Annotated in this window: 13 protein-coding genes; 12 read left to right on the forward strand and 1 reads right to left on the reverse strand. The window is 60.0% G+C overall.

Annotated features, from left to right (window positions below):
- The first annotated feature begins 66 nt into the window (after positions 1 to 66).
- From pepP to gcvH, 7 genes are all read left to right on the forward strand, one after another.
- Entirely contained in the window at positions 67 to 1401 is a 1335-nt protein-coding gene (gene pepP / locus ACIPY9_RS17160) for a Xaa-Pro aminopeptidase (protein ID WP_400703712.1), read from the forward strand.
- Entirely contained in the window at positions 1398 to 2585 is a 1188-nt protein-coding gene (gene ubiH / locus ACIPY9_RS17165) for a 2-octaprenyl-6-methoxyphenyl hydroxylase (RefSeq protein WP_400703714.1), read from the forward strand. Before pepP ends, ubiH begins: the two co-directional genes overlap by 4 nt.
- 51 nt (positions 2586 to 2636) lie before the next feature.
- On the forward strand, positions 2637 to 3857 hold the full coding sequence (locus tag ACIPY9_RS17170) for a 2-octaprenyl-3-methyl-6-methoxy-1,4-benzoquinol hydroxylase (RefSeq protein WP_400703716.1): 1221 nt from the start codon (positions 2637 to 2639) through the stop codon (positions 3855 to 3857).
- Positions 3858 to 4010: 153 nt separating this feature from the next.
- The gene (locus ACIPY9_RS17175; RefSeq protein WP_400703719.1) at positions 4011 to 5012 is read left to right on the forward strand and encodes an extracellular solute-binding protein; all 1002 of its coding nucleotides are present in this window, start codon (positions 4011 to 4013) and stop codon (positions 5010 to 5012) included.
- A gap of 147 nt (positions 5013 to 5159) precedes the next feature.
- Positions 5160 to 6776 carry an ABC transporter permease gene (locus ACIPY9_RS17180; protein ID WP_400703721.1) on the forward strand — a complete coding sequence of 539 codons (1617 nt, stop codon included), beginning with the start codon at positions 5160 to 5162 and terminating at the stop codon, positions 6774 to 6776.
- Between the two features lie 148 nt (positions 6777 to 6924).
- On the forward strand, positions 6925 to 8007 hold the full coding sequence (gene gcvT / locus ACIPY9_RS17185; protein WP_400703724.1) for a glycine cleavage system aminomethyltransferase GcvT: 1083 nt from the start codon (positions 6925 to 6927) through the stop codon (positions 8005 to 8007).
- A gap of 46 nt (positions 8008 to 8053) precedes the next feature.
- Complete coding sequence (gene gcvH / locus ACIPY9_RS17190; protein ID WP_400703726.1) at positions 8054 to 8440, forward strand: glycine cleavage system protein GcvH; 387 nt, start codon at positions 8054 to 8056, stop codon at positions 8438 to 8440.
- A 64-nt stretch (positions 8441 to 8504) separates the two neighbouring features.
- On the opposite strand, the gene ACIPY9_RS17195 is transcribed toward gcvH, so the two are convergent.
- Entirely contained in the window at positions 8505 to 9881 is a 1377-nt protein-coding gene (locus ACIPY9_RS17195) for an amino acid permease (protein WP_400703729.1), read from the reverse strand.
- 168 nt (positions 9882 to 10049) lie between these two features.
- Here ACIPY9_RS17195 and ACIPY9_RS17200 point away from each other — a divergent pair, with 168 nt between their 5' ends.
- The 5 genes from ACIPY9_RS17200 to hisH all read left to right on the forward strand — a co-directional run bounded on the left by ACIPY9_RS17200 (position 10050) and on the right by hisH (position 13993).
- Positions 10050 to 10514, forward strand: a complete 465-nt coding sequence (locus ACIPY9_RS17200; protein WP_400703731.1) for an Lrp/AsnC family transcriptional regulator — start codon at positions 10050 to 10052, stop codon at positions 10512 to 10514.
- A 211-nt stretch (positions 10515 to 10725) separates the two neighbouring features.
- Positions 10726 to 11349 carry a YitT family protein gene (locus ACIPY9_RS17205; protein WP_400703734.1) on the forward strand — a complete coding sequence of 208 codons (624 nt, stop codon included), beginning with the start codon at positions 10726 to 10728 and terminating at the stop codon, positions 11347 to 11349.
- Positions 11350 to 11377: 28 nt separating this feature from the next.
- On the forward strand, positions 11378 to 12586 hold the full coding sequence (locus ACIPY9_RS17210; protein ID WP_400703736.1) for an aromatic amino acid transaminase: 1209 nt from the start codon (positions 11378 to 11380) through the stop codon (positions 12584 to 12586).
- Positions 12587 to 12761: 175 nt separating this feature from the next.
- Positions 12762 to 13355, forward strand: coding sequence for an imidazoleglycerol-phosphate dehydratase HisB (hisB, locus tag ACIPY9_RS17215; protein ID WP_025262442.1), 594 nt, complete (start codon positions 12762 to 12764; stop codon positions 13353 to 13355).
- Entirely contained in the window at positions 13355 to 13993 is a 639-nt protein-coding gene (hisH, locus tag ACIPY9_RS17220) for an imidazole glycerol phosphate synthase subunit HisH (RefSeq protein ID WP_400703739.1), read from the forward strand. Before hisB ends, hisH begins: the two co-directional genes overlap by 1 nt.
- Position 13994 lies beyond the last annotated feature (1 nt).

Below are 13994 nucleotides of genomic sequence, written 5' to 3' on the forward strand. Positions count from 1 at the left end.
GTGATGCGCCGCTCGGGTCCTGAATGGTCCTGAGTGGCGCATTCCATTCAGGGACCCCGCCTGCCGATGATCCATATTCCGAAATCCGAATACGCCCGCCGACGCAAGGCCCTGATGGAACAGATGGTGCCCAACAGCATTGCCATCCTTCCGGCAGCGGCTGTTGCGATCCGCAATCGTGATGTCGAGCATGTCTACCGGCAGGACAGTGACTTCCAGTACCTGAGCGGCTTTCCCGAACCGGAAGCCGTGGTGGTGCTGATTCCGGGGCGTGAATACGGCGAGTACGTTCTCTTCTGCCGTGAGCGCAATCCGGAGCGCGAACTGTGGGACGGGCTCCGTGCGGGCCAGGAAGGTGCCGTTCGGGATTTCGGGGCGGACGACGCTTTCCCCATCAACGATATCGACGACATCCTGCCGGGCCTGATCGAAGGGCGCGAGCGGGTGTATTCGGCCATGGGCAGCAACCCGGAGTTCGACCGGCATCTGATGGAGTGGATCAACACCATCCGCTCCAAGGCCCACCTCGGGGCGCAGCCGCCGAACGAGTTCGTTGCGCTGGATCATCTGCTTCACGACATGCGCCTGTATAAATCGGCGGCAGAAGTGAAGGTCATGCGCGAGGCGGCGCAGATTTCCGCCCGAGCCCATGTTCGGGCGATGCAGGCCAGCCGTGCCGGGCTGCATGAATTCAGCCTGGAAGCCGAGCTGGACTACGAGTTTCGCAAGGGAGGGGCAAGGATGCCGGCCTACGGGTCGATCGTTGCCTCGGGGCGCAATGCCTGCATCCTGCATTACCAGCAGAACGACGCGCCCCTCAAGGATGGCGATCTGGTGCTGATCGATGCCGGCTGCGAGATCGACTGCTATGCCAGCGACATCACCCGCACCTTTCCGGTCAACGGGACGTTTTCGGCAGAGCAGAAGGCTATCTATGAGCTGGTGCTCAAATCGCAGGAGGCCGCTTTTGCAGCGATCGGCCCCGGCAAGCATTGGAACGAAGCGCATGAAGCGACTGTTCGGGTCATTACGGCCGGGCTGGTCGAGCTGGGGTTATTGCAGGGCGATGTGGACGAGCTGATCGACAGCGGGGCCTACAAGGCTTTTTACATGCACCGGGCCGGACACTGGCTGGGCATGGATGTGCATGATGTCGGTGAATACAAGGTCGGCGGTGAGTGGCGGGTGTTGGAGGTCGGCATGGCACTGACCGTTGAGCCGGGGATTTATGTGTCCCCCGACAATCAGAATGTCGCGAAAAAATGGCGAGGTATTGGTGTGCGAATCGAGGATGACGTTGTGGTGACCAGAAAGGGCTGTGAAATTCTTTCCGGTGGCGTGCCCAAGACCGTCGCTGAAATCGAGGCCCTGATGGCCGCCGCACGTGTGCAGACCGCATGAGTCGCTTCAATCTGGCGATCGTCGGTGGCGGCCTTGTCGGTGCCAGCCTGGCCCTGGCCCTGCAAGCCGGTGCCAAGGCACGAGGCTGGAAGATCGTATTGATCGAGCCGTTCGCGCCGGGCGATACCTACCAGCCCAGCTACGACGCCCGCTCTTCGGCCCTGTCGTTCGGGGCGCGGCGGATCTATGAACGCCTTGGCCTGTGGCAGCAGATAGCCCGGCATGCCGAACCCATCATGCAGATCCAGGTGTCCGATCGTGGGCGCTTCGGGGCGACCCGTCTGGCGGCCATGGAAGAGGGCGTTCCGGCGCTGGGGTATGTGGTCGAGAATGCCTGGCTTGGGCAATGCCTGTGGGCGGGGCTGGACAGCGAAGTCGTCAGTTGGCGGGTGCCGGCCGAGGTCAGGCACATGCAGGCGCTGGCCGATGGCTACCGCCTGACCTTGAACGACGAAACCGAGCTGGAGTGCGATCTGGCGGTATTGGCCGATGGTGGCCGCTCCGGTTTGCGCGAGCAATTGGGGATCGGCATTCGGTCGCGCTCCTATCATCAGAGTGCCTTGATCGCCAACATCACCCCAAGCGAGGCTCATTGCGGTCAGGCGTTCGAGCGCTTTACCGATGAAGGTCCCATGGCTCTGCTGCCGTTGCCTGACAACCGCTGCGCCCTGGTCTGGACACGTAATGGCAATGACGCCCAGCGCCTGCTGGCGCTGGATGACCGCAGTTTCCTCAGCGAGCTGCAGAATGTATTTGGCTACCGTCTGGGCACTTTGCGCCAGGTGGGCGCACGGCATGTTTACCCGCTTTCTCTGGTTGAGGCCGAAGAGCAGGTGCGTTCGCATCTGGTGGTCTTGGGCAATGCGGCTCACAGCCTGCATCCGATTGCCGGGCAGGGGTTCAACCTGTCGTTGCGCGATGCCGATGCCTTGGCCGAAGCGTTGCTGGAGAGCGACAAGTCGCCGGGTGATCTGGCGACATTGCTGGCCTATCGGGAGCGGCAACGGCTGGATCAGCAATTGACCGTCGGGTTCTCCGACAAGGTGACGCGTCTGTTCGGCAGCACGCAGCCCGTGGTCACGGCCGGCCGGAACCTGGGGTTGCTGGGGCTGGACCTGCTACCCCCGGCCAAACGCTGGTTCGCCCGTCAGGCCATGGGCCTGGGAACCCGAGCCGATGTGTGACTTTCTGACTTTTAAAACACGGCCCTGGCCGCAAGCGAGAACGATCTAAGCATGGAAACCCGCGCAGATGTGCTGATTGTCGGAGCCGGAATGGTCGGTAGCGCCCTGGCGCTGGCCTTGCAGGGCAGTGGCCTGGATGTTGTCGTGCTCGATGGCAGCGCCTTGAGTGTCAAACCGTTCGATGCCGAGGCGGCATTCGAGCCTCGCGTCAGCGCTCTGTCGGCGGCCAGTCAGCGCATCCTGCAACGGCTGAATGTCTGGGAAGGCATCGCTGCCCGTCGTGTCAGCCCGTATGGTCAGATGCATGTGTGGGATGGCAGTGGCACGGGCGAGATTCATTTTTCTGCTTCCAGCGTACACGCCGAAGTCCTGGGGCATATCGTCGAGAACCGTGTGGTGCAGGACGCCTTGCTCGATCGCTTGCACGACAGCGATATCGGTTTACTGGCCAATGCCCGTCTGGAACAGATGCGCCACTCTGGCGATGACTGGCTGCTGACCCTGGCCGACGGTCGCCAGTTGCGTGCGCCGCTGGTCATTGCGGCCGATGGGGCCAATTCGGCCGTACGCCGCCTGACCGGCACCCCGACCCGCGAGTGGGACTATCTGCATCACGCCATCGTCACCAGCGTGCGCACAGCCGACTCCCACTGCAAGACCGCCTGGCAGCGCTTTACCGATGATGGCCCGCTGGCGTTCCTGCCGCTTGAACGAGCGGGTGAACACTGGTGTTCCATCGTCTGGTCGGTCACCCCGCCTGAAGCCGAACGCCTGATGGCGCTGGATGACGAAACGTTCTGCCGTGAGCTGGAGAAGGCCTTTGAAGGGAGGCTGGGGACGGTTCTGGCGGCGGATCCGCGTCTGTGCGTTCCCTTGCGTCAGCGTCACGCCAAGCGTTATGTCGCGCCGGGGCTGGCCTTGATCGGCGATGCCGCACATACCATTCACCCGCTGGCCGGGCAGGGGGTGAACCTGGGCTTTCTGGATGCTGCCGTACTGGCTGAAGTGCTGCTGCATGCTGTCGAGCGTGGTGAGCGACTGGCCGATGTTCGGGTCCTCGGTCGTTACGAGCGCCGCCGCATGCCGCACAACCTGACCTTGATGGCGGCCATGGAAGGTTTCGAGCGCCTGTTCCAGGCCAATCCACTGCCGCTGCGCTGGTTGCGCAATGTCGGGTTGAAGACCGTCAACAAGATGCCAGAAGCCAAGGCCATGTTCGTGCGCGAGGCCTTGGGGTTGTCCGGGGAGTTGCCGGAGCTGGCTCGCCTTTGATGGCATTTCGCACAATGTGTAGGAGCGGATTCATCCGCGAGCCTCTTATAGGCATCTGAAACATCTCGTAACGCCTGTGGCAGCAGTTCGATTGAGATCACAAATGGGATTAACTACCATTTCGCCTCATTTTTGAGAACGCGAGAGACTCCCATGCAGGCAAGCAAGCGTCTTCTGGCTGCTTTGACACTGACCGTGCTCGGCGGCACCGCACAGGCGGCCGATGAGGTCGTGGTGTATTCATCGCGTATCGACGAACTGATCAAACCGGTCTTCGATGCCTACACGGCCAAGACCGGGGTGAAGATCAAGTTCATCACCGACAAGGAAGCCCCGCTGATGCAGCGCATCAAGGCCGAAGGCGAGAACGCCACGGCTGACCTGCTGCTGACCGTCGATGCCGGTAACCTCTGGCAGGCCGAGCAGATGGGCATTCTCCAGCCATTCACCTCGCCGGTGATCGACGCCAACATCCCGCCTCAGTACCGTTCTTCCAGCCATGCCTGGACAGGGCTGAGCCTGCGGGCGCGCACCATCGCCTACTCGACCGACCGGGTCAAACCGGAAGAGCTGACGACTTATGAGGCTCTGGCTGACAAGAACTGGGAAGGGCGTCTGTGCCTGCGTACGGCCAAGAAGGTCTACAACCAGTCGCTGACTGCCACCTTGATCGAAACCCACGGTGCCGAAGCGTCCGAGAAGATTCTCAAGGGATGGGTCAACAACCTGTCCACGGATGTGTTCTCCGATGACATCGCCGTGCTGGAGGCCATCAACGCCGGGCAATGCGATGTGGGCATCGTCAACAGTTATTACTACGGCCGCCTGCACAAGGAGAACCCGGATCTGGCGGTGAAGCTGTTCTGGCCGAACCAGTCTGACCGTGGCGTACACGTCAACCTGTCGGGTATCGGCCTGACCCAACATGCACCGCACCCGGAAGCCGCCAAGGCGCTGGTGGAGTGGATGACCGGTCCGGAGGCGCAAACCATTTTCTCAGGCACCAACCAGGAATTCCCCGCCAACCCGAAAGTTGCGCCGTCTGCTGAAGTGGCGAGCTGGGGAGCGTTCAAGGCCGACACCATTCCAGTTGAAGTGGCGGGCAAGCGTCAGGCTGAAGCGATTCGCATGATGGATCGCGCGGGCTGGAATTGATTTAATACCGCACGCCCTGCTTGTAGGAGCGGATTCATCCGCGAATGCCAGGTATCCGGCACTACTTTTGTGTTGTCTGTGCTTATGCATTCGCGGATAAATCCGCTCCCACACAGTCTGTACCGTTCTGCTCATTCGAGAATCCCCTTGGCTCATCCCGCCCAACGTCGCTGGTATCCCCTGGTCTTTGCCATCGCGGCTTTGGTGCTTTTGCCGCTGAGTGTGCTGTTGTTGTCCTGGGAGACCATTGACCGGCAGATCTGGTCCCACCTGCTCGAAACCCAGATGACTCGCCTGTTGAGCAATACGCTGATTCTGGTGTTGGGCGTGGGTGTGGGCGTGACGCTGTTGGGCGTCAGCCTGGCGTGGCTGACCAGCCTGTGTGAGTTTCCCGGCAGGCGCTGGCTGGACTGGGCCTTGATGCTGCCGTTCGCGATTCCGGCGTATGTGCTGGCGTTTGTCTTTGTCGGGCTGCTGGACTTCTCCGGCCCGGTTCAGACTCTGATGCGGGAATGGTTCGGCAACGGTCTGCGGCTGCCTCGGGTACGCTCCACGGGCGGCGTGATCGTCGTGTTGGTGCTGGTGTTCTATCCCTATGTCTACCTGTTGGCACGCACGGCATTCCTGGCGCAGGGCAAGGGCCTGATGGAAGCGGCCCGGGTGCTGGGGCAATCGCCCTTGCAGGCGTTCTGGCGTGTGGCGCTGCCCATGGCGCGTCCGGCGATCGGAGCCGGTGTGGCCCTGGCCCTGATGGAAACCCTGGCGGATTTCGGGGCTGTGTCGGTCTTCAACTTCGACACCTTCACCACGGCGATCTACAAGACCTGGTACGGCTTTTTCAGCCTCTCCAGTGCTGCGCAACTGGCCAGCCTGTTGCTGCTGGCGGTGATGGTCGTCCTGTATGGCGAGCGTCGTGCGCGGGGGGCGAGCCGGGCGACCAACGAGCGGCCCAGAGGCAAGGCGCTCTATCACCTGCGGGGCATCAAGGCGCTGGCTGCCACATCCTGGTGTGGGCTGGTCTTCGTCTGTGCCTTTGCCGTGCCGTTGCTGCAATTGATCGTCTGGGTCTGGCAGCGCGGGCGTTTCGATCTGGATGAGCGTTACACCGGCCTGATCCTGCACACGCTTTATCTGGGCGGGATAGCGGCACTGATTACCGTCTGCGTGGCGCTGATCCTGGCGTTTGCCCGACGCATGGCGCCCACTCCGGCGATTCGTTCCGGTGTGAGTCTGGCCAATCTCGGCTATGCGTTGCCCGGTTCGGTACTGGCGGTGTCGATCATGCTGGCTTTCAGTTATCTGGACCGGGTGTTGGTCATTCCGCTGTCCGGCTGGCTGGGCGGCGCTGGCAAGCCTTTGCTGCTGGGCAGCCTGTCGGCCCTGCTGCTGGCTTATCTGGTGCGTTTCATTGCCGTGGCTTATGGGCCGCTGGAAAACAGCCTGTCGCGGATTCGGCCTTCGTTGCCGGAAGCAGCCCGCAGCCTTGGCGTCAGTGGGCCACTGTTGTTTTTCAAAGTGTATCTGCCGCTGCTGGTTCCGGGGGCATTGAGCGCGGCGTTGCTGGTCTTCGTCGACGTGCTCAAGGAGATGCCCGCGACCCTGCTCATGCGCCCGTTTGGCTGGGATACCCTTGCTGTGCGTATCTTTGAGATGACCAGCGAAGGTGAATGGGCGCGTGCTGCACTGCCTGCCCTGACACTGGTGCTGGTGGGTCTGCTGCCCGTGATCGGCCTGATCCGGCGCTCCGCGCGTCAGATTGGTTAGTCACCCCCCATACGGCTACAATGCGCCGCAATCGGTGCGGTCTGTCAGACCATTCGGTTCGCTGTCATTGTTTGCAAACCTCGAGTCACGAGGGGCTTGCCGCTGATCTGCCTGTCCGCATCTTCGCCACGCCCGGAAGGAGAAACCCATGGGACAGCGTACCCCCCTCTTTGACCTGCACCTCGCGCTTGGCGCGAAGATGGTCGATTTTGGTGGTTGGGACATGCCGTTGCATTATGGATCGCAGGTCGAAGAACATCATCAGGTCCGCCGTGATTGCGGCGTATTCGACGTCTCTCACATGCACGTGATCGATGTCATCGGCAGTCAGGCCAAGGCCTGGTTGCGTTATCTGCTGGCCAACGACGTGGACCGGCTGCAAGGCACTGGCCGTGCGTTGTACAGCGCCATGCTCGACACCCGTGGCGGTATCGTCGATGACATGATTGTCTACCTGACGTCCAGCGGTTACCGGCTGGTCGTCAATGCGGCCACCGGTGCCAAGGACCTTGCCTGGATGCAGTCGCACCTGACGGGCTTCGATGTGCAACTGGTCGAGCGCACCGGTCTGGCCATGCTGGCCATTCAAGGGCCACGGGCCAGGAGCCGGATTGCGGAGCTGGTGTCCAGCTCGCGTGCCGAGATCATCCATCAGCTCAAGCCGTTCGAGGCCCGTGAAGATGACGACTGGTTCATCGCACGTACCGGGTATACCGGTGAAGATGGCCTGGAGATCATTCTGCCAGCCGAGCAGGCTCCGGGTTTCTTCAACGATCTGGTCGGTGCGGGCATTTCCCCTGTCGGTCTTGGCGCACGCGACACCTTGCGTCTGGAAGCCGGCATGAACCTGTATGGTCAGGACATCGACGAACGGGTTTCGCCGCTGGTCTCGAACATGGGGTGGAGCATCGCCTGGGCTCCGGCCGATCGCGACTTCATCGGGCGTTCGGCGCTGGAAAGCGAGCGTGAGGCCGGTATCGCCTCGAAGCTGGTCGGTCTGGTGCTTGAAGAACGTGGTGTGTTGCGGGCGCGTCAGGTCGTGCGTATCGCAGAAATTGGCGAAGGTGAGATCACCAGTGGTAGTTTCTCTCCTACGCTAAGCAAGTCGATTGCCCTGGCACGTGTTCCGATGGCCACTGCCGACCGCGCCGAAGTGGAAATCCGTGGCAAATGGTACCCGGTACGCGTGGTGCAGCCAGCGTTTGTACGTCATGGCAAAACCCTGATCTAACCCTATCTGGCGGGTTTTCCGCTGACTCGATGTAGAGGATGACTAAATGAGCAATATTCCCGCCGAACTGCGTTTCGCCGAAAGCCACGAATGGGCGCGTCTGGAGTCTGACGGCACGGTAACCGTGGGTATTTCCGACCATGCTCAGGAAGCGCTGGGCGATGTGGTGTTCGTCGAGCTGCCTGAAGTGGGCAAGGTCTTTGCCGCCGGTGATGCTGCGGGCGTTGTTGAGTCGGTCAAGGCGGCTTCCGACATCTATTCGCCTGTCGCGGGCGAGGTCATTGAAGCCAACGATGAACTGGCGGATGCCCCTGAACTGTTGAACAGCACGCCTTATGAGGCCTGGATCTTCAAGGTCAAGCCAACGGATGCGAAGGGCGATCTGGCCAGACTGCTGGATGCCGCCGGTTACGCGAACGCCATCGGCGAGTAATCGAAGGGTAAAAAAATGCCGCTCCAGAGAGCGGCATTTTTTATGGCTGCCTGTTGGCGGCCCGTCAGAGCGCCTGTTGCGTGGCGGTCGGTTCGCGGCGGGATTTAACGCCGTAGGCGACGCCCAGTGCGATCAGCCAGACAGGAATCATGTACACCGAAATGCTGATGCCCGGTGTGAACAGCATGATTGCCAGAATGCCGAACAGGAACGCCAGGCAGATGTAGTTGGTGAGCGGGTAGCCCCAGCTCTTGAAATGCGTGGTTTCATTGGCCTCGCGTTTGGCGCTGCGGAATTTGAGGTGGGTGATGGTGATGATCACCCAGTTGAGCACCAGAGCGGATACCACCAAAGCCATCAACAGCTCGAAAGCCTTGCCCGGCATCAGGTAGTTGAGCAGCACACACATGCCGGTCGCCAGGGCCGAAACCGACAGGGCGTTGACCGGAACGCCGCGGCCATTGACCTTGAGCATGGCCTTGGGAGCATTGCCCTGCTTGGCGAGGCCGAACATCATCCGGCTGTTGCTGTAGACGCAGCTGTTGTAGACAGACAGTGCAGCTGTCAGGACCACGATGTTCAGGACGGTCGCTACGACGTTGCTGTCCATGGCGTGGAAGATCATGACGAAAGGGCTGCCGCCGCTGACCACTTTCTGCCAGGGGTACAGGCACAGCAGGACAGCCAGCGCGCCCACATAGAAAAGCAGAATGCGGTAGATCACCTGATTGGTCGCGCGGGGAATGCTGCGCTTGGGGTCCTGTGCTTCGGCGGCAGTGATGCCGATCAGTTCCAGGCCGCCGAACGAGAACATGATGAAGGCCATGGCCATCACCAGACCGCTGACGCCGTTCGGGAAGAAACCGCCGTATTGCCAGAGGTTGCTGACAGAAGCATCCGGGCCGCCGTTGCCGCTCGCCAACAGGTAGGCACCGAAGACAATCATGCTGATGATTGCCAGTACCTTGATGATGGAGAACCAGAACTCCATTTCCCCATAGAGCCTGACGCTGCTGAGGTTGATCAGGTTGATGATCACGAAGAAGACGGCGGCCGAAACCCAGGTAGGGACTTCAGGCCACCAATACTGGACATACATCCCGACAGCCGTCAGCTCGGCCATGCCTACCAATACATAAAGAACCCAGTAGTTCCAGCCGGACATGAAGCCTGCAAAGTTGCCCCAGTATTTATTGGCAAAGTGGCTGAAAGTCCCGGCGACCGGTTCTTCAACCACCATCTCGCCCAGCTGGCGCATGATGAAAAAGGCGATCAGGCCGGCAATGGCATAGCCCAGAATGACCGAGGGGCCAGCCATGCTGATGGTGTGAGCAATTCCTAGAAACAACCCCGTACCGATAGCGCCACCCAGTGCGATCAGTTGGATGTGCCGGTTCTTTAAACCCCGATGCAGTTGATCGGGCGGCGTTGATTGGGTCATTGAAAATCCCTGCAAGTATTGATAACGGATCGGCTGGTGTGGCCATCATTGGCTTTACGGTCTGGCTCGAGTGCAAAACAGGTGCCACCTTTGTGGCGGTCGCTGTTCATGCCATGAAACTGATAGGCTTCCAGCCTGAAACTTCCTCGGTACGAGCGATTGCCCTCAATGAAAGTGAACGAAATCGACGACTTTGACTTGAAGATCCTGACCTTGCTTCAGGCCAACGGTCGCTTGACCAATCAGGAGCTAAGCGACCTGGTCGGGCTCTCGGCATCGCAGTGTTCTCGTCGCAGAATCAGTCTTGAACAGGACCATCTGATCCTGGGTTATCACGCCCGTGTCGCTCCGCAGGCCATGAGCCGCGAGGTGCTGGCGATGATCGAGGTGCGTCTGGTCAGTCATCGCACAGAACATCGGGAGATATTCCAGACGTTGGTGGCAGACCTCAATTCGATCATCGACGCCTACAAGACGACGGGAGACGCCGATTATACGCTCAAGGTGGCCGTCGCTGATCTGGATAGTCTCAATCGTCTGATGGAATGTATTACAGCAAGCGATAGCGTTGCGCATATCAAGACGGCGGTGGTGCTCGAGCGCCTCAAGGAAAACAGCGTCGTAACGGCTTAGGTTCGTGCACTGTAATTGCTCATGAAGGGTGCTCGATGTGCGCAAATGATGCATGTGTTTTGTTTTTATCGCTTTTCATGCGCATGAATATGTATTTATTGGCGCACATTGGTCGTGTTGTGTAGGATTCGCGCTCATATCGTGAGTGGTTTTTGTTCGGCGGGGCCGAAGCGCGGCCATTCACCCCCATCGACCCTGTCCGAGCGCCGCAATGACCACGCCTACAGCCGCCACCCAGCCTCTTGATACTCGACACTCGGCCCAGGAAGACGTGTTTGCGCTCGTCATCGCCACCATCCTGATTTCTTTCAGTGTGCTGATGCTGCGCCAGTCCGGGGTCATGACCGGCGGCACGGCGGGCATCGCACTCTTTATTCACTACAACTTTGCCGTGCCGTTCGGCGTAGCGTTCTTTGCGCTCAACCTGCCGTTCTATTACCTGTCCTTTCGCCGGATGGGCTGGCAGTTCACGCTCAAGACCTTTTGTGCGGTCGGGCTGGTATCCTTCTTCTCCGACCAGCATGGTCTGTTCATCCATATCGATCAGTTGCAGCCCTTTTATGCCGCGGCTCTGGGCAATCTCATCCTGGGCGTGGGCTTTCTGATCCTGTTCAGACACAAGGCCAGCCTGGGCGGTGTGAATATCCTTGCGTTGTACCTGCAGGAAAAATATGGTTTCAAGGCTGGCTGGTTGCAGATGGGCGTGGATGTCTGCGTGCTCATCGCTTCCCTGACATTCATCAGTCTGCCGATTCTGATTGCTTCGGTTGCGGGGGCCGTGCTGCTTAATTTCATCATTGCGCAAAACCACAGAACCGATCGTTATTCGGCCTGATTCACCCAATTTAGAGGAGTTGTTTCGCATGCTAGCCCACGTAGAGTCATACGCCGGAGATCCGATTCTGTCGCTGATGGAAGCCTTCCAGAAGGACCCGCGCGAGGACAAGGTCAATCTCAGTATCGGCCTGTACTACGACGCTCATGGCCTTATTCCGCCTCTGGCTGCCGCCGTACGTGCGCAGCAGCAACTGGCCGAAAGCGAGCAGGCTGCTTCTCTCTATCTGCCGATGGAAGGTCTGGCACCTTACCGTCAGGCGGTCCAGACCCTGCTGTTCGGTACCGATCACCCGGCATTGCTCGAAAAGCGTGTAGCGACCATCCAGACCGTTGGCGGCTCGGGCGCACTGAAAGTCGGTGCGGACTTCCTCAAGTACGCCTTCCCGGACTCCCAGGTCTGGGTCAGTGACCCGACATGGGAAAACCACCATGCGCTGTTCGCGGGTGCCGGGTTCAAGGTCAACACCTATCCGTACTTCGATTCGCTCACCGGCGGTGTGAATTTCGAGGCCATGCTGAGCAAGCTGCAGACCCTGCCTGCGCGCAGCATCGTCCTGCTGCACCCTTGCTGCCATAACCCGACAGGTGCCGATCTGTCGGTCGAGCAGTGGGATCGCGTGATCGAACTGTGCAAGCGCCAGCAGCTCATTCCGTTTCTCGACACGGCCTATCAGGGGTTCGGCAAGGGCATGAACGACGATGCCTACGCGATCAGGGCAATGGCCAGCGCTGGCGTCACGACGGTTGTCAGCAACTCGTTCTCGAAAATCTTCTCGCTGTATGGCGAGCGGGTTGGCGGGTTGTCGATCGTTTGTGAAGATGCCGCTTCTGCCGAAAAAGTCCTGGGGCAGCTCAAGGCTACCGTGCGTCGCAACTACTCCAGCCCACCGGCTCACGGTGCCTATGTCGTCTCCCGAGTGCTGAACACTCCGCCACTGCGCGATGAGTGGTTGAGTGAAGTGGAAGGCATGCGTCTGCGCATCATCGACATGCGTCAGAAGCTGGTGACGGCACTGGCACAGAAAGTTCCGGGCCGTGATTTCAGCTTCATCCTCAGGCAGAGCGGAATGTTCAGCTACACCGGTCTGAGCCCTGAGCAGGTCGATGAGCTGCGTGAGAAGCATGGCGTGTACCTGGTTCGCAGTGGCCGTGTGTGCATGGCCGGGTTGAACGAGCAGAACATCGGCAAGGTGTGCGATGCGCTTGGCAGCCTGTTTGCCGGAACGGGTGCGTAACAGTCGTTTCACAAGGCTGAAGTCAGGTTGAAGGGCGTGAAACCGTGGGTTTCGCCCCCTTCAACCCCGACAAACAGCCATCATCTTGCCTTCCCCTCGTCTGTTTGCTTCATGCCGGCCGCATCTGGGCCTATAATGATCGCCTTTTTCGCCCAATGATTTTGCGGAGCTGGTGATGGCCGAACGTAAGGCATCCGTCGAGCGCAATACTCTGGAAACCCAGATCAAAGCCTCGATCAACCTGGATGGCACCGGAAAGGCCCGATTCGATATCGGGGTTCCCTTCCTTGAGCACATGCTCGACCAGATCGCCCGACACGGGTTGATCGACCTGGATATCGAGTGCAAAGGCGACCTGGAAATCGACGACCACCATACCGTGGAAGATGTCGGTATCACTCTGGGTCAGGCCTTCAGCCAGGCTATCGGTGACAAGAAGGGCATTCGTCGCTACGGCCATTCCTATGTGCCGCTCGACGAGGCGTTGTCTCGTGTGGTCATCGACTTCTCGGGCCGTCCCGGCCTGCAAATGCACGTGCCTTACACCCGTGCCGTGGTCGGTGGTTTCGACGTGGACCTGTTTCAGGAGTTCTTCCAGGGCTTCGTCAACCACGCCAACGTGACCCTGCACATCGACAACCTGCGCGGCACCAATACCCACCACCAGATCGAAACCGTCTTCAAGGCGTTCGGTCGCGCCCTGCGCATGGCGGTCGAGCTGGATGAGCGCATGGCCGGGCAAATGCCTTCGACCAAGGGTGTCCTCTGATGCAGACGGTTGCTGTCATCGATTACGGCATGGGCAACCTGCACTCGGTTGCCAAGGCGCTCGAGCATGTCGGCGCCGGTCGTGTGCTGATCACCAGCGATGCCAAGGTGATTCGCGAGGCTGACCGTGTGGTGTTTCCGGGTGTGGGCGCAATTCGTGACTGCATGGCTGAAATCCGTCGCCTTGAGTTCGACTCGCTGGTCCGTGAAGTGAGCAAGGACCGTCCTTTCCTGGGTATCTGTGTCGGCATGCAGGCCTTGCTCGACCGCAGCGAAGAAAACGACGGCGTGGACTGCATCGGCATGTTCCCCGGCCAGGTTAAATTCTTCGGCAAGGACCTGAAGGAAGAGGGCGAGCACCTGAAAGTGCCGCACATGGGCTGGAACGAAGTGAGCCAGTCGGTGGATCACCCGCTGTGGCATGACATTCCCGATCTGGCGCGTTTCTATTTCGTCCACAGCTTCTATATCGAGGCGGCGAATCAGCGTCAGGTCGTGGGGCGTGGTCACTACGGTGTCGACTTCGCGGCCGCTCTGGCCGACGGTTCGCGCTTTGCCGTGCAGTTCCACCCGGAGAAGAGCCATACCCATGGCCTGCAATTGCTGCAGAACTTCATCGCCTGGGACGGTCGCTGGTAAT

Source organism: Pseudomonas sp. NPDC089734, assembly GCF_044748865.1.
Taxonomy (GTDB): Bacteria; Pseudomonadota; Gammaproteobacteria; order Pseudomonadales; family Pseudomonadaceae; genus Aquipseudomonas.